Genomic DNA, 18,173 nt, shown 5'->3' on the forward strand with positions numbered 1-18,173 from the left:
TCAGCCGTTCGTGATGATCGAGTTGTGCGAGGCGGGGCCGGCCGGCACGAAGCGCGGGCCCTCGGGTCCGAAGGCGTCGGCCGGCTCGGGGAAGAGGAGCAGGAGTGCGGGATAGAGGATCGCCGCCAGGCCGATGCCGATCGGGATGCTCAGGTCGATGCCGTTGTCCAGGGCGAGATAGCCGACGAACTGGCCCGGGAGGTTGACGAAGCAGATCGCCAGCGCCGCAGGCACCAGCCAGCCGAGCAGCCCCCGCCAGTTCCAGCCGTGCGCGAACCAGTAGCGGCCGCCGACCTGGCGCCGGTTGAAGACCTGCAGCGAGTCCGAGTCGTACCACCCGCGGCGCACGACCCAGCCGATCACCATCACCACCATCCACGGCGCGGTGCAGCTGACGATGAGGACCGAGAACGTCGAGATGCTCTGCACCACGTTGAAGGCGAAGCGGCCGACGAAGATGAAGGCGATCGCTATCACGCCGATGAACAGGGTGGCCTGCACGCGGTTGAACCTCGGGAAGACGCTGGAGAAGTCCAACCCGGTGCCGTAGAGCGCCGTCGTACCGGTGGACATGCCGCCGATGAGGGCGATCAGGCAGACCGGGACGAAGTACCAGGTCGGCGAGACCGACAGCAGCCCGCCCACGTAGTCGCCGTCGGCGATGAACCGCGGCGCGTCGGTGGCGATCACGGTCGCGGTGACCAGACCGAAGAAGAACGGCACCAGCGTGGCGACCTGCGCGAGGAAGGCGGCGCTCATCAGCCGGCGCTTGGGGGTGTTCTCCGGGATGTAGCGCGACCAGTCCCCGAGGAAGGCACCGAAGGAGACCGGGTTGGACATCGCGATCAGGGCGGCACCGAAGAACGACGGCCAGAACATCGCCTTGGTGGCGGCATCCGCACCGGCGCCGTAGATGCCCGGGTAGGAGGAGTCGAAGGGTCCGAAGAAGGCGAACGCGCCCAGCACGAAGAGCAGCGTCGCGGCGATCACCGCGACCTTGTTGACGAGCAGCATGAAGCGGAAGCCGTAGATGCAGACCGTCAGGACGAGCACCGCGAACACCCCGTACGCCACGCCGAGGGTTGCGTCGTTGTTCGGCAGGTGCACGGCCCGGTGGGCAGCGCCCACCAGTGCGTCGCCCGAGGACCAGACGGAGATCGAGAAGAAGGCGAACGCCGTCAGCAGCGAGAGGAACGACCCGACCACGCGGCCGTGCACGCCGAGGTGGGCGGAGGAGGAGACGGCGTTGTTGGTGCCGCTGCGCGGGCCGAAGATCGCCATCGGGGACAACACCAGACCGCCCACGACGACACCGAGGACCGTCGCGGCGGCGCCCTGCCAGAAGCTCAGGCCGAAGATGATCGGGAAGCTGCCCAGCACGACGGTGGCGAAGGTGTTGGCGCCGCCGAAGATCAGCCGGAACAGGTCGAGCGGCCCGGCGGTGCGCTCCTCGGCCGGGATCGGCTCCACGCCGTGGGCCTCGACCTCGGTGGCCTTGGGGGCGCCGAGCGGACCCGCGTCGGCGCTCTCGTTGAGGATGGACATCGGTTTCCTTCAGTCGTCGGCCGGAGCCGGGGACAGGTGCTCGTGGACGGCGACCAGGTCGTCACCGTCGCGGACGAAGACGATCGACTCACGCTCGTACGTCGTGGTGCGTTCGCCGCCGACCGAGGTGACGGTGCGGACGCTGTGGCTGAGGATGCCGGTCTCGCCGTGCACCTGCACGAGCCGCTCGGTGCTCTCGCACTCCTCGACCCGCCACCCGTCGGCGATCCAGCCGGCCCACAGGGACTCGTAGGCGGCCCGGTCGTCGAGGCGACGCGCCTCCGGGTGGAAGACGAACGTCGCGGAGTCGGCGAAGCATGCGAAGTAGGCGTCGGTATCGGTGTCGGCGAACGCCTTCACCAGTCGGTCGGTCGCCTCGAGCACCTCGTCGATGGTCAGTTCCGGCATCGCCGTCTCCTTGCTGCTGAGTGATTCGCCGCAGAATCTAAGAACAGCAGCGGCTCCTGGCAAGCAGTTCCTGAGCGCGGACGAGACTTCCGATCACGATCCTCCTGTCATGACGGCACAAGACGTATCATCAGCGCCATCCAGGCGCCTCCTCCGTCACTGAGTGATGGCGGACACAGCGCGAAATTCATCGAGAAAACTTCGGGCGGACACAGCGCGATGGACGAGACCGACCAGGCGATCGTGCGCCTGCTGCAGGCGGACGGGCGACTCGGCCACCGCGAGATCGCCGAGATCGTCGGGCTCTCCCGCTCGGCGGCCGCCGGGCGGATCAACCGGCTCATCGAGAGCGGCCAGGTCATCGTGCGCGGGGTGGTGCACCCCGCCGTCCTGGACCGCAACTCGCTGGCCCACGTCGGCCTGGTGGTGCGCGGTCCGGCCGAGCCCGTGGCTGCCCTGATCGCCGCACGGGAGGACTGCCCCTTCGTCTCGCTGACGTCCGGCCCCCACGCCATCGTCGCCGAGCTGCGGACCTCCTCGGCACACGAGCTCGACGAGGCGCTCTCCGGGCTGCGCGGACTCGACGGCGTGCAAGGTGTGGAGACGCTCTCCTACATCGAGGTGCTGCGTGACGTCGTCGGGCCGGTCGGAGAGACCGATCACCGCATCGACGACGTCGACGCGGCGCTGCTGCACGTGCTGCAGAGCGACGGGCGGGCGTCGTACGTCGACCTCGCCGCGCACGTGCGCCTCACCCCCGCCGGCGTACGGCGTCGCGTCCTGCGACTGCTCGACGCGGGAGTGGTCCGGATCGGAGCGCTGGTGCGCCAGCCGGGTCGCGACGGCCAGGCGGCGATGGGCATCGGGCTGCGGGTGAGCGGCGATCCGCGCGATCTGCTCGAACAGCTCGGCGCACTGCCGCAGGCGAGCTTCCTCGCCCGCACCCTGGGGCGCTACGACCTCATCCTCACGCTGCGGGCCTACGACCCGGCCGAGATGCTGCACGGCCTGGAGCAGGTGCGCGGCCTCGACGGCGTCACCGAGACGGTCTCCTGGACGCATCTGCGGGTGGTGAAGGAGACCTATGCCTTCGAGGGCCTGGCGCCCTAGCGGCGGTGCCGGTGAGGGCGACCTCACTGTCACGAGAAAGTTACTCGCGGGTACAGTGCGTCGACAGTGGGATTTCTAACGCTTCCCACCCTGGTGAGCAGCACCTAGGCTCACCTAGCCCCGCAGAACCAGCACAGCCAAGGAGGCCTGCGCATGCTGCAGACCATCGCAATCGTCGTGGCGCTCGTCCTGACTGTCGTCACCGCCGTCGTCGTGGTGAAGGCACTCCGGTCCATGCTCGGCGTCCTCAGGGTGGGTCAGCCCGCCATCGGCCGCACCGACCACCCCGCGAGCCGGTGGGCGACCATGCTCAAGGAGACGTTCGGGCACACCCGGATGTTCCAGTGGCGCTGGGTCGGCGTCATGCATTGGTTCGTGTACTTCGGCTTCCTGATCCTGGCCACCGCCGTGGCGACCGGCTTCGTGCAGCTCTTCGACCCGAAGTGGCAGATCCCGATCATCGGGCACTGGTTCGTCTACGAGTGGATCTGCGAGGGCATCGGCGTCCTGTCCACTGTCGGCATCATCTTCTTGATCGTCTACCGCCAGCTGCACATGCCCAAGGCGTTGGGCCGCCGGAGCCGGTTCTTCGGCTCGACGTTCTGGCAGGCCTACTTCGTCGAGTTCATGGCGCTGCTGGAGGGTGCGGCGATCCTGTTCATCCGCGGCGCCGAGCACCGGTGGGACCACCTCAAGGGCGAGACCGGCGGCCACGCCAGCACCTTCCACTTCCCGATCTCGCACCTGCTTTCCGGCATGTACGGCGACACGCCGCACACCGCCCGCAACTGGGTGATCGTGATCGCCTTCATCAAGGTCGCATCGGCCCTGGCCTGGCTGATCGTGGTCGCGCTGAACCTGACCATGGGCATTGCCTGGCACCGCTTCACCGCCTGGTTCAACATCTACTTCAAGCGTGAGTCGCAGGGTCGCGACACCGACGGCGCCACCACCGCGCTCGGTGCGATGAAGCCGCTGACGTCGAACGGCAAGGCGATCACCCTCGACGACATCGACGACCTCGACGAGGACGCCAAGCTCGGCGTGGGCACGATCGAGGACTTCTCCTGGAAGGGCATCCTCGACTTCACCACCTGCACCGAGTGCGGTCGCTGCCAGTCACAGTGCCCCGCCTGGAACACCGAGAAGCCGCTCTCGCCCAAGCACCTGGTGATGAGCCTGCGCGAGCACGCGTACGCCTCCGCGCCGTACCTGGAGGGCGGTGCGGAGCGACGTGAGCTGCCGCTGGTCGGCAAGACCGACGCCGACCCCTCGCTCGGCGAGGGTGAGGAGGTCCTCGACTGGTTCTACAACCCCGACGCCGAGCACGGCGGTGGCGGATTCGTCATCGACGAGGACGTGCTGTGGTCGTGCACCTCGTGTGGGGCATGCGTGCAGCAGTGCCCGGTCGACATCGAGCACGTCGACCACATCATGGACATGCGCCGCTACCAGGTGCTGGTCGAGTCGAACTTCCCCTCCGAGCTCAACGGGCTGTTCAAGGGCCTGGAGAACAAGGGCAATCCGTGGAACATGTCCCCGAACGCGCGGCTGGACTGGGCCAAGGACCTGCCCTTCGACGTCAAGGTCGTCGGTGAGGACCTCGAGTCGCTGGAGTCGGTCGACTGGCTGTTCTGGGTGGGTTGCGCCGGCGCCTACGAGGACCGCGCGAAGAAGACCACCCGGGCCGTCGCCGAGCTCCTCGACACCGCCGGGATCTCCTTCGGCGTGCTCGGCAACGGAGAGACCTGTACCGGTGACCCGGCCCGCCGTGCGGGCAACGAGTTCGTCTTCCAGGGCCTCGCGCAGCAGAACGTGGAGACGTTCAAGGAGTTCAAGGTCAAGAAGGCCGTGACGACCTGTGCGCACTGCTTCAACACCTTGAAGAACGAGTACAAGCAGTTCGGCATCGAGCTCGAGGTCGTCCACCACACCCAGCTGCTCAACCGGCTCGTGCGCGAGGGCAAGCTGACCCCCGTCGCCGACGGCGCCGGCGCGCACAAGCGCTCCATCACCTACCACGACCCCTGCTACATCGGCCGGCACAACGGCGTCTACACCCCACCACGCGAGCTCCTCCAGGTGCTGCCCGGAGCGGAGTACGTCGAGATGCCGCGCAACTCCGAGCGCTCCTTCTGCTGCGGTGCCGGCGGCGCCCGGATGTGGATGGAGGAGAAGATCGGCCAGCGGATCAACCGCAACCGCACCGACGAGGCCGTGGGCACCGGGGCCGACCAGATCGCTGTCGGCTGTCCGTTCTGCCGTGTGATGCTCTCCGACGGTCTCACCGCCGCGCAGGCCGACGGTACGGCGCGGGAGTCGGTCGAGGTGCTCGACGTCGCGCAGATGCTGCTCGCCTCGGTCAAGGGCGAGCAGGCCACCAAGCTGCTGCCCGGCGAGGGCGCCCCCGCTGGTGCGCCCGCGGCCCCGGCCGCGAAGAAGGCCGACGTGGCAACGAAGGCCGAACCGTCTCCGGGCGATGTGACAGTCACCGAGAACACGATCACCGAGACCGCCGACGCGGGTCCGGCCGCGAAGGCCAGCCAGGGTGCCGGGGGCGGCTCCTCGCTCTTCGATGAGGCGCCGGCCCAGGAGGCTGCTCAGGAGACTGCTCAGCCGGCTGCCGAGGCGGCTACTCCTGCGGCTCCGGCTTCCGGGGGGTCGCTGTTCGACAACCCGTCGTCGCTGTTCGACACGCCGGCGAAGGCTCCTGAATCGGCGCCGGCCCCGGCCGAGCCCGCAGCAGGCACAGCGGCGGAGCCGGCAGGGTCGGGGGGATCGTCGCTCTTCGACATCCCCGCGACGAAGCCGGCCCCGGCCGCCGCTTCGCCGAAGCCGGCGGAGGCGACGGAGGCAGCGCCCGCGGCGGACCTCGGTTCGGGCGGCTCGCTGTTCGACGTACCTGCCACCGCTCCCGCAGGGACCGAGCCCGCCCCGGCCGCCGCTGCACCGCAGGCCCCGGCTCCGCAGGCACCCGCCACCGAGGACACGGCTGCCCCGGCTGCCCCGGCGAACCCTGCGGTCGACCTCAACGCGGGCGGCTCGCTGTTCGACATCCCGGTCCAGGCTCCGGCAGCGGCCGCGTCACCTGCCGCGACCCCGGCACCCGCTGCCACCGAGCCGGCCGAGGCACCGCAGGCCGCGGCCCCGCAGGCACCCGCCACCGAGAACACGGCGGCCCCGGCGTCCCCGGCGGCCCCGGCGGTCGACCTCAATGCGGGCGGCTCCCTGTTCGACATCCCGGCGACGCCGGCGTCCCCGTCGGCGGCCACCGCTGCTCCCGCAGCGGCGGAGCCCGAGCCGAGCACGGTCGCCGCAGAGCCGAGCAAGCCCGAGCCCGAGCCCGAGCCGAGCAAGCCCGAGCCCTCGACCGCCGCCCCGGCCGGGTCCGCCAGCTCCGGCGCCGCACACTCGCCGCGATCCGACGTCGCGATCGAGGGGGTGTCCTCGCTGTTCGACATCGAGGCCCCGGCGCCCACCGTGGTCGCGCCGCCGGCCACGGCAACCGCGGCCGCATCGGCACCCGCGGAGGAAGCAGCAGAGGAAGCACCGGCTGAGGAAGCACCGGCTGAGGAAGCACCGGCTGAGGAAGCACCGGCTGAGGAAGCACCGGCTGAGGAAGCCGTCGGTCGGGCGGACCCCGAGCCGGCGCCCGACCCCGAGCCGGCGGCTCAGAAGCAGGCCACGCCGCCGGCTGCTTCGGGAGCGACCAACACCCCGCGCACCGACGCGGACATCCACGGGGCCGGATCGCTCTTCGACCTCTGATCAAAAGGCTCCGGCCGCCGACAGCGCCCGACTCGCACCGAGTCGGGCGCTGTCGCGTGTTCGTGGAGTCACCTCGGAACCGGACCCCGCCGTCCAAGCGTCAACAAGGCAAGGAGGTCACATGAGGCTCATCGACCGTGCCGCCACAGCGCTCGCTCTCGCCCTGGTCGCGACCGGCGTGACGGCCTGCGACGGCGCCTGGACCTCGACAACGCCCTCCGGCGCCTCTCCCAGCCTGACCGCCACCGACCTGGCCACCGACGACCCCGCCTTCCGGCTCGGCCCCGATCAGGTCCCCTCGATCGCCGGCCTGGACGCCGACGAGGCCGCGGACCTGCTGGGGAGCCACGGCTACCTGGTGCGGATCGACCGGCGACCCGGCTGCGCGACCGCGCAGGACGAGCTCGCCGTCGAGCCGCGGACCGGCACCATCCTCCCTCCGGGCTCGTCGGTGGCGCTGAGCGAGGTCGTCGCTCCCGCCGGAGCGGACTGCGCCGAGGTCGATCACCCCGACCGCAGCGTCGTGAGCCTGCTCGCGTGGGCGCGCGGCCTCGGTCCGCGACCGCGGTTCGAGGACCGGGTGACGGTCGAGTTCCGCACGCAGACCGCCAGCGGCGGCGACACCAGGACGCTGCAGGGCGCCGCCCTCGCCGACCGGGAGGACTGGCCCGGGCTGGGTTCGCTGGCCGACGTGCTCGCCGTACCGGCACGTGACGGTGAGGAACTCGTTCCCCTGGTGGTGACCCGGGACAGCTCCTGCTCCTCCGCCTCGGCGCCCAGCTGCGCGCTGATGCGCGGGGCCGTGATCGGCGGCTCGGCGACGTACACGAACCACCGGGTCGACACCGCTGGGCTCTTCACCGTGGCGCTCTGGGTCGATCACCGAGGCCGGGTCGGGCGGGTCCTGCTCTCGGACGAGCGCGTGCCGGCGGCGGTGGACGCACCCGACGTCGTCGGCGACTCGGCGGCCTTCGCGGCGGCGCGCCTCCATGCGTTCGGCTTCGGCGTCACCACCCGCCGCGTCCCTGGCTGTGCTCAGCGTGGCGAGGTCACCGGTGTGCGCAGCGATGGCACCCACGCGACCATCGAGGTCAGCGACGGCACCGCCGCCTGCGCGGCCTGATCAGCCCGGCGAGCGGATCGTCAGCACGGCGTCGGCGGCCATCCCACCGAGCGCCTCGTACGCGTGCTCGGCATCGCTGACCCACACAGCCGTCTCGCCGACCGCGAGGTCACGCTCCTGGCCGAGCACCCCGACCCGAGCGCGACCGTGGGTGAGGAGCAGATACTCGGTGACCCCCGGCCCGTGTGCCCCCGAACGATGGACCACGCCGGGCTCCAGGTGCAGCAGGTACACCTCGACAGTCGCACCGTCCTCGTGTCGCCGGGCGTCGAGCAGCCGCGCGACGATCCCCGGCGAGGCGACCTGCACCCCCGGCTCGACGAGCAGCGTCGCGAGCGGTACGTCGAGCGCGCCGGCGAGGGCATAGAGCGTCGACAGCGTCGGGTTGCGGGTGCCGTTCTCGATCTCGGAGAGGGAGCCCTTGCCCACGCCCGCGCGGCTGGCGAGCCCTCCGACGGACCAGCCGGCACGCCGCCGGGCAGCGCGCACCCGCGTTCCCACGGCGGCGGCGAGATCGGCATCCACGGTCCCGAGCCTAGTAGGGTTCTGTTTATGGAACGCTGGCACGTCGCGACCTCCGGGGTCGTCACCGCTCTGGTCGGGTTCGCGAGCTCGGCCCTGGTGGTCATCGCCGGGCTGCGCGCGGTCGGCGCCAGCACGACCGAGGCGGCCTCCGGCCTGCTCGCGCTCAGTCTCGCCCAGGGGGTCGGCACCCTCGTGCTCAGCCACCGTCACCGCATCCCGGTGCTTCTGGCGTGGTCCACGCCGGGCGCGGCGCTGCTCGCCTCCGCGGGCCACGTCGACGGTGGTTGGGCGGCAGCCGTCGGTGCGTTCCTCGTGGTCGGCGTGCTGATCCTCCTGACCGCGCTCTGGCCGCGGCTGGGCACCCTGATCGCCTCGATCCCGCCGGCCCTGGCCCAGGCGATGCTCGCCGGCGTCCTCCTCGAGCTGTGCCTCGCGCCCGTCCACGGGGCCATCGCCCACCCGGCCCTGCTCGCTCCGCCACTGCTGCTCTGGCTCGCACTGCTGCGCTGGGCGCCTCGATGGGCGGTCCCGGCGGCCTTCGTGGCAGCGATGGTCACGCTAGGGCTCTGGCTCACCCAGCACGGCGGCCTGTCCGGACCGCTACTCCCCCGCGTCGAGCTGACCGCGCCGACGCTGACCGGTGGCGCGGTCCTCACCCTGGCCCTACCCCTGTACGTCGTCACGATGGCCTCGCAGAACGTGCCGGGGGTCGCGGTGCTCGCCTCGTTCGGGTACGAGGCCCCGTGGCGCCCGGCGATGACCACGACCGGCATCGGCACGATCGCCGCCGCGTGTCTCGGTGGTCATGCGATCAACCTGGCGGCCATCACCGCCGCGCTGGCCGCCTCGCCGCAGGCCCACCCGGACCCGGAGAGGCGCTGGCGGGTCGCGGTGGCCGCCGGCTGGACCTACCTGGTGCTGGCACTGGGCGCCGCGGCGCTGACCACCCTGGTCGCGGCAGCGCCCGCGGGCGTGGCGACCGGCGTCGCCGGACTGGCACTGCTCGGCACGCTGGCCGCCTCGCTCGGCGCGGCCCTCACCGGAGAGCGTGACCGACTGCCTGCCGTGGTCACGTTCGTCGTCGCGGCCAGCGGGGTCACCGCGCTCGGCATCGGCGCGGCGTTCTGGGCGCTCCTCGCCGGGCTGGTGCTGCGCGTCGCCACGACGCAGCGGGCCGGGCGCTGACTGCGCCCGGCCCGCTCATCGACAGATACTGCTACCTGTTCTCCTGCGACGGCTGCTCGGCCACCACGATCGGACGCAGCCTGGCCCAGGCCAGGAAGACGACGCCGACCACGAGCAGCGCACCGCCGCCCCACCAGTTGTCGCTGTTGTGGGTGCCCTTCGGCGCCCCGTTGTGGAACGCCGCCGTGAGCAGCAGGATGACGCCGTACAGCGCCAGGAGGCCGCCGATCACGTTGCGGATGTCGAAGGCACCGGCTGTCTTGGGTTCGCTCATGACCGACTCCTAGAAGATCACGTTGAGGACGATGACGAGGACCAGCGCCACCCCGGCGAGCGGGACCGGGCGACGGAACCACGGGAAGTTGGCAGCGTCGGCGTCGACCAGCGAGCTGCGCGGCGTCTCGGAGTAGACCAGCCCGGTCAACTCCTCGGCCGGCTTGGGCCGCGTCGCCAACGAGACGATCACGGAGAGCACCACGTCGACGACGAATGCCGCGCCTGCCGCCACGAACGAGGCGCCCTGGCCCGACAGGTTCAAGGTGCCGGTCGACCAGGAGCCGAAGGCGTCCTGGCTCAGGAACGCCACCACGACCGCCGACAGCGTGCCGCAGACCAGGCCCACCCACCCGGCCGTCGCCGTCATCCGCTTCCAGAACATCCCCAGGATGAACGTCGCGAACAGCGGCGCGTTGAAGAACCCGAACAGGGTCTGCAGGTAGTTCATGATGTTGGAGAAGTTCGACGCCAGCGACGCGGTGAACACCGCGATGACCGTGGCGGCGACGGTGGCCAGGCGGCCGATCCGCAGGTAGTAGTCGTCACTGCGGTCCTTGACGATGTAGCGCTCCCACAGGTCGTAGGAGAGCACCGTGTTGAAGGCGGAGATGTTGGCCGCCATGCCGGCCATGAACGAGGCCAGCAGACCGGTGATCGCCACGCCCAGCAGACCGTTGGGCAGCAGATCTCGCATCATGAAGATGAGCGAGTCGTTGAACGTCACCCCGTCACCCGACGACCCCCCTGGCACGGAACCGCCGGCCTTGATCTTGGCGATCTCGGTGATCAGGACAGCGGCGATCATGCCGGGCAGGATCGTGATGAAGGGGATGAAGATCTTCGGGAAGGCGCCGATGATGGGCGTCGTCCGGGCGGCGGTGATGGACTGCGAGGCCATCGCCCGCTGGACCTCGACGAAGTTCGTCGTCCAGTAGCCGAAGGACAGCACGAAGCCGAGGCCGAAGACGATGCCGATGACCGAGAGGAAGTCGGAGGAGAAACCGGTCAGGTTCGTACCCGGCCACGAGTGCAGCTGCTGGGCAGCCGTCGACGACGCTCCCGGATGGGAGGCGGCCTCGGTGATCTTGTCCTTCAGGCCGCTCCAGCCGCCGACGCGGTGCAGACCGATGATGGTCAGCGGCGCGAGCGCAGCGACGATCACGAAGAACTGCAGCACCTCGTTGTAGATCGCCGCCTTGAGGCCGCCCAGGGTGATGTAGGAGAGCACGATCAGGGCCGCCACGATCAGCGCGACCCACAGCGGCCACCCGAGCAGGGCGTGCACGATCGCGCCCAGCAGATACAGGTTGATGCCAGCGATGAGCAGCTGGGCGATGGCGAACGAGATCGCGTTGACCAGGTGGGCGCCGGGCCCGAAGCGCCGGAGCATGAACTCCGGCACCGACCGGACCTTGGAGCCGTAGTAGAACGGCATCATCACCACGCCCAGGAAGAGCATGGCCGGAATGGCTCCGATCCAGAAGTAATGAACACTCGGAAGCCCGTACTGCGCGCCGTTCGCGCTCATCCCCATGATCTCGACAGCGCCGAGGTTTGCGGAGATGAAGGCCAGGCCGGTGACCCAAGCAGGCAGCGAGCGCCCGGACAGGAAGAAGTCCACCGAGTCCGAGACGCCGCGGCTGGCCAGGATGCCGATGCCGAGAACGAAGGCGAAGTACAGGGCGATGATCACGTAGTCGATCCAGGATGCCTGGATCAGAGTCAGGCTGTACACGCTCCTCAGTGAACCACTAAAACACCTTTCAAACCTGTGATGTCACCTGAGGCTTGTGGTGACATCATTGTGATGTCATAGTGATGCTCATGGACATCACGCCGTACGTCGAGAGCCTGCGCCGCGACCTGCTCGCCGCGGCCGAGGCAGCTGGTCCCGAGGCCCGTGACACCACCGAGCGGCTGAGCTATGCGCTGGCTCCCTCCGCCCGCCTGGCCCTCATGGAGGCCATCTCGCAGGCAGCCGCCGAGATCACCGCCGAGCTGCCGGCGGGCAGTGTCGACGTACGCCTCAACGGCCGCGAGCTGGAGTTCGGCGTACACCTGCCACCGCCGGCCGAGACCGCCGCGCCGGCCCCCGTCGAGGTCGAGTCCGAGGAGGTCGACGAGGGCAACCTGGCACGGATCACCCTGCGCATCCCGGAGTCGGTCAAGACCAGGGCGGAGGAGTACGCCGCCCGCTCGGGCAGCTCGCTGAACACCTGGCTGGTCAACGTGGTGCGGGCGGCCACCCGCGCCGAGGCGATCAACATCGACCTCGACCTGTCCTCCATCAGCGCGACCATCAACTCCGCGCTCGGCGACCGCACAGACCGCGGCGGCCGACGCATGACCGGCTGGATCTGAGGAGCACCCATGACCACCTACGACTACGAGACCCACGGTCCGGTCGAGCTCTCGGTCGAGCTCGCGAAGGGCCGGCTCACCATCGACACCACGGAGAGCAACCATGCCCACATCGAGATCAGCGGCCGCGACGCCGACCGCGTCCGGGTCCAGCAGCGGGGCGACCGGCTCGACATCGCCGACCCCAACGCCCGGCGTCCGTTCAGTTTCAGCCATCTTGACATCACGGTCGTGGTGCCCGCTGCGAGTGGTCTTGCGCTGAGGACCGGCACCGCCGAGGTGGAGGTCACCGGGACCGTCGGAGCTGCCGTCGTGCACACCGGGACCGGCCCCGTCCGGCTCGACCACGTCGCCGGCTCCGCGGCGGTGCAGAGCGGCAGCGGCGCCGTCACGATCGCCTCGGTCGACGGCGACCTGCGCGCCAAGTCGGGCTCCGGCGACATCACCGTCGGCACCGCCCAGGACGCGGTCGTCGTCTCGACCGGTTCCGGCGACGTGGCCGTGCGGACCGCCAACGGTCCGATCACTGTCAAGACGGGCAACGGCGACCTGCGCGTCGCCGAGGCCCACGGCGACGTGAGCCTCACCACCGGCTCGGGCTCGCTGGAGGTCGGCAACGCCCATCGTGGCCGGGTGGTCGGCAAGGCCGCGTCGGGCCACATCCGGGTCGGCATCCCCGCCGGCACGCCGGTGTGGACCGACATCACGACCCTCACCGGGCACATCCGTTCGGGTCTGCGTCCGGTCGGCCAGCCGCTGGAGGGTCAGGGACATGTGGAGCTGCGCGCGCGGACCGTCAGCGGCGACGTGACGCTGGTCGAGGTCTGAGGCCAGCGCTGTGGCGGGGTAGTCCGGGGCGCAAATCAGCACTTCTGGTCCTCGACCCCTGATTTGCGCCCCGGACTACCCCTTCACGCCCGCATCGCCACGCCCTCGCGCCAGTAACCCATGAAGGCGACCTGGTGCCGAGGCATGCCGAGCTCGCCGACGAGGTGGCGGCGCAGCGTCGTCACCATGCCCGACTCCCCCGCGATCCAGGCGTAGCGCCCGTCCACCGCCGGCGCATCGATCACCTCCTCGCCCAGGGCGGAGTACGTCGGGGTCTCCCACGGCATGTCATCGAGAGCGCCGAGCGCGGCCCCGGCCGGCTCGCTGGCCCCGGCCGGCTCGGCGGCGGGCAGCGGGGTGGGGGCGAAGCCGAGGTGCGCCGAGACCGCCTCGATCACCGGCTCGCCGACGGAGCGGTCGCCGCGGGGCAGCCAGGTGACCTCGACGCCATCGATCGCAGGCAGGTCGCAGATGTCCTCGGCACACGGCACCTCGACGAAGACCGCGCCGGTACGCCCGCCCTCACGCTCGGGCAGCTGGCGCAGGATCTGGTGGATGGCCGGCAGCGCCGTCTCGTCGCCGACCAGCAGCAGCCGCTCCGCGTCGCCGGGGTCGAACTCGATCCCGCCGCCCGCGCTGCCGCGCCGAGGCAGCGCGGCGAGCACCTCGTCGCCGACGGCCGCGTGCTCGGCCCAGTCCGAACCAGGTCCGTGCGCGCCGGAGTGAAGGACGAAGTCGACCAGGATCCGGGTGTCGGCGCCCTCGCCGAGCACGTCGGCGATGGTGTAGGTCCGGACCGCTCCGCGGGTCTCCTCCGGCAGCGCGCTGTAGTCGCTCCACCAGCTCTCCTCCGAGAGCTGCGGCAGGCCGCCCGGGCCGGGGAGCAGCAGCTTGAACCGCTGGTCGAACAGCGGGCCCTCGACGCCGAAGTCCGCCAGCTGCGGGCCGCCGAGCTCGATCCGGGCGAAGGAGGGCGTCGGGCGGGCGACCGAGCGGACGCGCAGGTGGGCGAGCAGCATCAGGAGACCTTTGCGGGTGTGGGGGTGGCGGGGGTGTGATGGCGCCCGATCGGCACCACCAGCGGGGTGCCCGAGACCGGGTCCGGGACGACCTGGGAGTCCAGGCCGAAGACGTCTCGGACCAGCTCCGGGGTGACGATCCGCGAAGGAGCGCCGGCGGCCAGCACCTTGCCGTCGCACATCGCGACCAGGTGGTCGGCGTACCGGGCGGCCAGGTTGAGGTCGTGCAGCACCATCACGACGGTGGTGCCCCGCTCGACGCGCAGGGTGTGCAGCAGGTCGAGCAGGTCGATCTGGTGGGCGACGTCGAGGAAGGTGGTCGGCTCGTCCAGCAGCAGGATCTCCGGCTGCTGCGCGAGGGCCAGCGCGATCCACACCCGCTGGCGCTGACCGCCGGACAGCTCCTCGACCGGGCGCGCTGCGAGCTCCAGCGTCCCGGTCATCTCGAGTGCCGCCGTCACCGCGGCCTCGTCCGCCGCCGACCAGCGCGAGAGCGCGCTGCGGTGCGGCTGGCGGCCCCGGGAGACGAGGTCGACGACAGTGATGCCCTCCGGCGAGAGCGGCTGCTGCGGCAGCAGGCCGAGGATCCGCGCGACCTCACGGGTCGGGCGCTGGTGCACTGCCTCGCCGTCGAGCAGGCACGCACCGTGGATCGGTCTGAGCAACCGGGCCAGGCCGCGCAGCAGCGTCGACTTGCCACAGCCGTTGGCGCCGACGATGACGGTGGTGGCGGCGTCGGGGATGTCCAGGGTGACCCGGTCGACGATGGTCGTCGCGCCGTACCCGAGGGTGACGCTGTCGGTGGTGAGCCTCATGCAGACCTCCGGGAGACGGTGAGGAGCCAGAGCAGGAACGGTGCGCCGAAGGCACCGGTGACGACGCCGACCGGCAGGTTCACGTCGTGGAAGGCGTAGGCGCCGACGTAGTCGGCGGCGACGGTGACGGCGCCGCCCACGAGGGCCGCACCGACGAACGTCGCCCGGCCGCCGTTGAGCGCCCGGGCGATCGGGCCGGCGACGAACGCGACGAACGAGACCGGGCCCGCGGCCGCCGTCGCGGAGGCCACCAGCAGCACCCCGCACAGCAGCAGGGCGTCGGCTCGTCGCTGCCCGACGCCCAGGCCGGCGGCGACCTCGTCCCCGAGCTCGAGCGCACGGGCGGAGCGTACGGCGAGCGCCGTCGCCGGGAGCAGCACCACCAACGCGGCCGTCAGAGCCCGGATGGTGGGCCAGGAGGCGTCGCTGACCGATCCCGTCATCCAGCGCAGCGCGAGCTGGGCGTCGTAGACGTCGGCGCGGGTGAAGAGGTACTGGATGATCGCGCCCAGGCCGGCCGCCACGGTGACGCCGACCAGGACCAACCGCTGCCCCGCGTTGGCACCGGCCAGGAACCGGACCAGCAGGGAGGTGCCGACCGCCCCGACCAGCGCGAGCACGGCCAGACCCCAGCCGGCGGCCGACCAGACGACGATGCCGAGGACGGCCGCAGCGCTGGCACCCATGCTGACGCCGATCACATCCGGGCTCGCCAGCGGGTTGCGCAGCGTGGTCTGGAAGATCGCCCCGCCCACGCCGAGCGCGAGGCCGACCAGGACCGACTCGCAGGCACGCGGCAGCTTCGACTCGGTGAGGATGAAGCTGGCGCCGGGGATCTGCTTGCCGAAGACGATCCGCCAGAAGTCGCCGAAGGTGATCGTGTAGTCGCCGCCGAGCACCCGCAGCCAGAACAGCGCGATCACGGCAGCGGCCAGGCCGGCCACCACCCACCACAGCCGGCGGCGCGGTCGACGCCGGGCGGCGCGGACGACGGCGACGGAGCTCGCCGGGATCATCGGGCTGCTCATACCGCCCCCAGCCGCCCGCGACGCAGGAACCAGCAGAACACCGGCACACCCACGACGGCTGTCATGATGCCGACCTGGACCTCGGTCGGCGGCAGGATCACCCGGCCCACCACGTCGGCGACGGTGACCAGGACGGCGCCGTAGAGCGCGGCGAGCGGAAGCACCCGGGTGTAGGCGGCGGTGCCGGTCGCTCGGACCAGGTGCGGGGCCAGCAGGCCGACGAAGCCGACCGGTCCGGCCAGCGCCGTGGCGGTGCCGGCGAGCAACACGATGGCCGCCCCGATCACCAGCCGGTCGAGGGCCACCCGTCGCCCCAGACCACGAGCCAGGTCGTCGCCGAGCGCGAGGGCGTCGAGCGTGCGGGACCCGGCCAACGCGAGGATCGCACCGACCGCCAGGAAGGGAGCGCCGGCGGCGACCGCCGACCAGTCCCGGCCCCCGACGGTGCCCACCTCCCAGCGCCGGTAGACGTCCATGGTGTGGTGCTGGAGCAGCAGTACGCCGGAGGTCCACGAGGTCAGCCCGGCCGTGACGGCGGCTCCGACGAGGACGAGCTTGCCCGGTGTGGCGCCGTCGCGGCCGAGGGAGGCCAGTCCGTGCACGAGCAGTGCCGCGACAGCGGCCCCGACGAACGCGAACCACAGGTAGGTGTGCAGCGAGCTGACGCCGACGTACCCGATGGCGAGCACCATCGCGAAGGAGGCGCCGGCGTTGACGCCCAGCAGACCCGGGTCGGCGAGGGGGTTGCGGGTCAGTCCCTGCAGGCAGCCACCGGCGACGCCGAGGGCCGCGCCGACGAGCAGCGCCAGCGCGGTGCGCGGCAGCCGTGCTTCGAGGATGGCGTGACCGGGGGCGTGGGCGTCGAACAGCCCGGCGGGCCCGACCATCCGGGAGCCGATCATCACCGAGGCGACCGCCACGGCGAGGACGCCCAGGATCCCGATCATGAGCGGAAGGGTCCGGGAGGGCGTGCCGACAGGGCACAGGGGGGCGGCACCGTCAGCACCCCCTCCCGGTATGCCCGGGCCCCGTGTGGCAACGGCGGGCCGAGCAAGCTTCGAGGACACGTCGAGCTCAGATCACTGAAGGGCTTCGACGACCTTCGGGACGAAGTGGTCGATCGCATAGGGGATCGCGAGCACGTCGGGCGAGCTGCCGGCCAGCGCCGTCGCGTCGGCCAGGAACGTCGCCAGGTGGCCGGCCTTGATCGCCGGGATCTGGCCGATCAGCTTGTCGTTGCTGAAGGTCTGAGCGTCGGCGGCCTTCTCGCCGTAGGTGAGGAAGACGTCGGACCTGAGGTCGGCGTACCGCTCGGCCGAGACCGTGCCGTAGAACTGGCCCTTCTTCGACAGCTTCTCGATGATCGGCGCGTTGACCATGCCCAGCGAGGTCAGGAACTCCGGCCGGCCGTCCTCGGGGGTGTAGTAGGAGACGCTGGACAGATCGGTGGTCTCCAGCGCGCCCCAGATGAAGGTCTTGCCGGCCAGCTCGGGGTTGGCGGCCTTCGCGTCGGCGACGTCCTGCTCGGTCCGGGCGAGGACCTGCTGGCCCTGCGACTCCAGGCCGAGCGCCTTGGCGTCGAGGGTGAGGCTGTCCTGCCAGCTCGTGGTCCAGGGCGCACCGGGGTAGGCGATGACCGGCGCGATCTTGGAGAGCTGGCTGTACTGCTGCTTGGTCAGGCTGTAGTTGGTCGCCAGGATCAGGTCGGGAGCGACCTTGGCGATCTCGTCGATCGGCACGCTGTCGCTGTCGTCGTACTGGGCGGGCATGGTGCCGCCGAGCTCGGCCAGCTTGTCCTCGAACCACGGGGTGGAGCCCTTGCCGTCCCCACCCCAGGTGATCTTGGTGACGCCCACCGGGACGATGCCGAGGGCGAGGAGGTTGTCACCGTCCTGGGAGCCGAGGGCTGCCACGCGGGTGGGCTGCTTGTCGATCGTCACGGCGCCGAAGTTGGCGTTGTCGATCGTCACGGGGAAGGCGCTCGCCTGAGCGCCGGCGCTCGCCGAGGAGCCGGTCCCGACGGTGTCGGCCGAGTCGGTCTCGGTCGAGCCGGTCGAGCAGGCGGTGAGAGCGGCAGCGGCGAGCGTGGTGGCGGCGGCGATGCCGAAGGTACGACGGAGCACAGCGGAGCCTAATCTGGTGAGGGGAGCCTTAGTGAGGACAGCCTAACCATAGTTAGGCT

At 71.0% G+C, this 18,173-nt stretch carries 16 protein-coding genes; 6 read left to right on the forward strand and 10 right to left on the reverse strand.

What is annotated here, in order from left to right; all coding sequences use genetic code 11:
• The gene (locus P5P86_RS00360; protein ID WP_280609286.1) at window positions 1-1,545 is read right to left on the reverse strand and encodes a purine-cytosine permease family protein; all 1,545 of its coding nucleotides are present in this window, start codon (window positions 1,543-1,545) and stop codon (window positions 1-3) included.
• A 9-nt stretch (window positions 1,546-1,554) separates the two neighbouring features.
• Complete coding sequence (locus tag P5P86_RS00365) at window positions 1,555-1,953, reverse strand: YybH family protein (protein WP_280609287.1); 399 nt, start codon at window positions 1,951-1,953, stop codon at window positions 1,555-1,557.
• Between the two features lie 219 nt (window positions 1,954-2,172).
• Between P5P86_RS00365 and P5P86_RS00370 the strand changes: the two genes are divergently transcribed.
• The 3 genes from P5P86_RS00370 (at window position 2,173) to P5P86_RS00380 (ending at window position 7,954) form a co-directional block, all read left to right on the forward strand.
• Window positions 2,173-3,063: an Lrp/AsnC family transcriptional regulator gene (locus P5P86_RS00370; RefSeq protein ID WP_280609288.1), complete on the forward strand. Its 891-nt coding sequence runs from the start codon at window positions 2,173-2,175 to the stop codon at window positions 3,061-3,063.
• A gap of 153 nt (window positions 3,064-3,216) precedes the next feature.
• Window positions 3,217-6,831 (forward strand): (Fe-S)-binding protein, encoded by a 3,615-nt coding sequence (locus tag P5P86_RS00375; RefSeq protein ID WP_280609289.1) that lies wholly within the window; start codon window positions 3,217-3,219, stop codon window positions 6,829-6,831.
• Window positions 6,832-6,952: 121 nt separating this feature from the next.
• The gene (locus P5P86_RS00380; RefSeq protein WP_280609290.1) at window positions 6,953-7,954 is read left to right on the forward strand and encodes a PASTA domain-containing protein; all 1,002 of its coding nucleotides are present in this window, start codon (window positions 6,953-6,955) and stop codon (window positions 7,952-7,954) included.
• Here P5P86_RS00380 and P5P86_RS00385 read toward each other — a convergent pair whose 3' ends face one another.
• Window positions 7,955-8,479 carry a helix-turn-helix domain-containing protein gene (locus tag P5P86_RS00385; protein WP_280609291.1) on the reverse strand — a complete coding sequence of 175 codons (525 nt, stop codon included), beginning with the start codon at window positions 8,477-8,479 and terminating at the stop codon, window positions 7,955-7,957. It lies immediately after the preceding gene.
• 27 nt (window positions 8,480-8,506) lie between these two features.
• On the opposite strand from P5P86_RS00385, the gene P5P86_RS00390 reads away from it, so the two are divergent.
• Window positions 8,507-9,664 carry a benzoate/H(+) symporter BenE family transporter gene (locus tag P5P86_RS00390; RefSeq protein ID WP_280609292.1) on the forward strand — a complete coding sequence of 386 codons (1,158 nt, stop codon included), beginning with the start codon at window positions 8,507-8,509 and terminating at the stop codon, window positions 9,662-9,664.
• Between the two features lie 31 nt (window positions 9,665-9,695).
• Here the strand turns inward: P5P86_RS00390 and P5P86_RS00395 are convergent, their stop codons facing one another.
• Window positions 9,696-9,938, reverse strand: coding sequence for a hypothetical protein (locus P5P86_RS00395; RefSeq protein WP_280609293.1), 243 nt, complete (start codon window positions 9,936-9,938; stop codon window positions 9,696-9,698).
• Window positions 9,939-9,947: 9 nt separating this feature from the next.
• A complete protein-coding gene (locus P5P86_RS00400; protein ID WP_280609294.1) occupies window positions 9,948-11,675 on the reverse strand; it encodes a sodium:solute symporter family protein in 1,728 nt (575 codons plus the stop codon).
• 89 nt (window positions 11,676-11,764) lie between these two features.
• On the opposite strand from P5P86_RS00400, the gene P5P86_RS00405 reads away from it, so the two are divergent.
• Both P5P86_RS00405 and P5P86_RS00410 read left to right on the forward strand, forming a co-directional pair.
• Window positions 11,765-12,301: a pilus assembly protein HicB gene (locus P5P86_RS00405; RefSeq protein WP_280609295.1), complete on the forward strand. Its 537-nt coding sequence runs from the start codon at window positions 11,765-11,767 to the stop codon at window positions 12,299-12,301.
• A gap of 9 nt (window positions 12,302-12,310) precedes the next feature.
• Entirely contained in the window at window positions 12,311-13,129 is an 819-nt protein-coding gene (locus P5P86_RS00410; RefSeq protein WP_280609296.1) for a DUF4097 family beta strand repeat-containing protein, read from the forward strand.
• A gap of 83 nt (window positions 13,130-13,212) precedes the next feature.
• Here P5P86_RS00410 and P5P86_RS00415 read toward each other — a convergent pair whose 3' ends face one another.
• The 5 genes from P5P86_RS00415 to P5P86_RS00435 all read right to left on the reverse strand — a co-directional run bounded on the left by P5P86_RS00415 (window position 13,213) and on the right by P5P86_RS00435 (window position 18,114).
• The gene (locus P5P86_RS00415; protein WP_280609297.1) at window positions 13,213-14,148 is read right to left on the reverse strand and encodes a siderophore-interacting protein; all 936 of its coding nucleotides are present in this window, start codon (window positions 14,146-14,148) and stop codon (window positions 13,213-13,215) included.
• On the reverse strand, window positions 14,148-14,963 hold the full coding sequence (locus P5P86_RS00420) for an ABC transporter ATP-binding protein (protein ID WP_280609298.1): 816 nt from the start codon (window positions 14,961-14,963) through the stop codon (window positions 14,148-14,150). The genes P5P86_RS00415 and P5P86_RS00420 overlap by 1 nt, the downstream gene beginning before the upstream one ends.
• Complete coding sequence (locus tag P5P86_RS00425) at window positions 14,960-15,979, reverse strand: FecCD family ABC transporter permease (RefSeq protein WP_280609299.1); 1,020 nt, start codon at window positions 15,977-15,979, stop codon at window positions 14,960-14,962. Before P5P86_RS00425 ends, P5P86_RS00420 begins: the two co-directional genes overlap by 4 nt.
• A gap of 8 nt (window positions 15,980-15,987) precedes the next feature.
• Window positions 15,988-16,938, reverse strand: coding sequence for a FecCD family ABC transporter permease (locus P5P86_RS00430; RefSeq protein WP_280609300.1), 951 nt, complete (start codon window positions 16,936-16,938; stop codon window positions 15,988-15,990).
• Window positions 16,939-17,070: 132 nt separating this feature from the next.
• Window positions 17,071-18,114 (reverse strand): iron-siderophore ABC transporter substrate-binding protein, encoded by a 1,044-nt coding sequence (locus P5P86_RS00435; RefSeq protein ID WP_280609301.1) that lies wholly within the window; start codon window positions 18,112-18,114, stop codon window positions 17,071-17,073.
• Window positions 18,115-18,173 lie beyond the last annotated feature (59 nt).

Source organism: Nocardioides sp. BP30 (assembly GCF_029873215.1).
In the GTDB taxonomy this organism is placed as follows: Bacteria; Actinomycetota; Actinomycetes; order Propionibacteriales; family Nocardioidaceae; genus Nocardioides.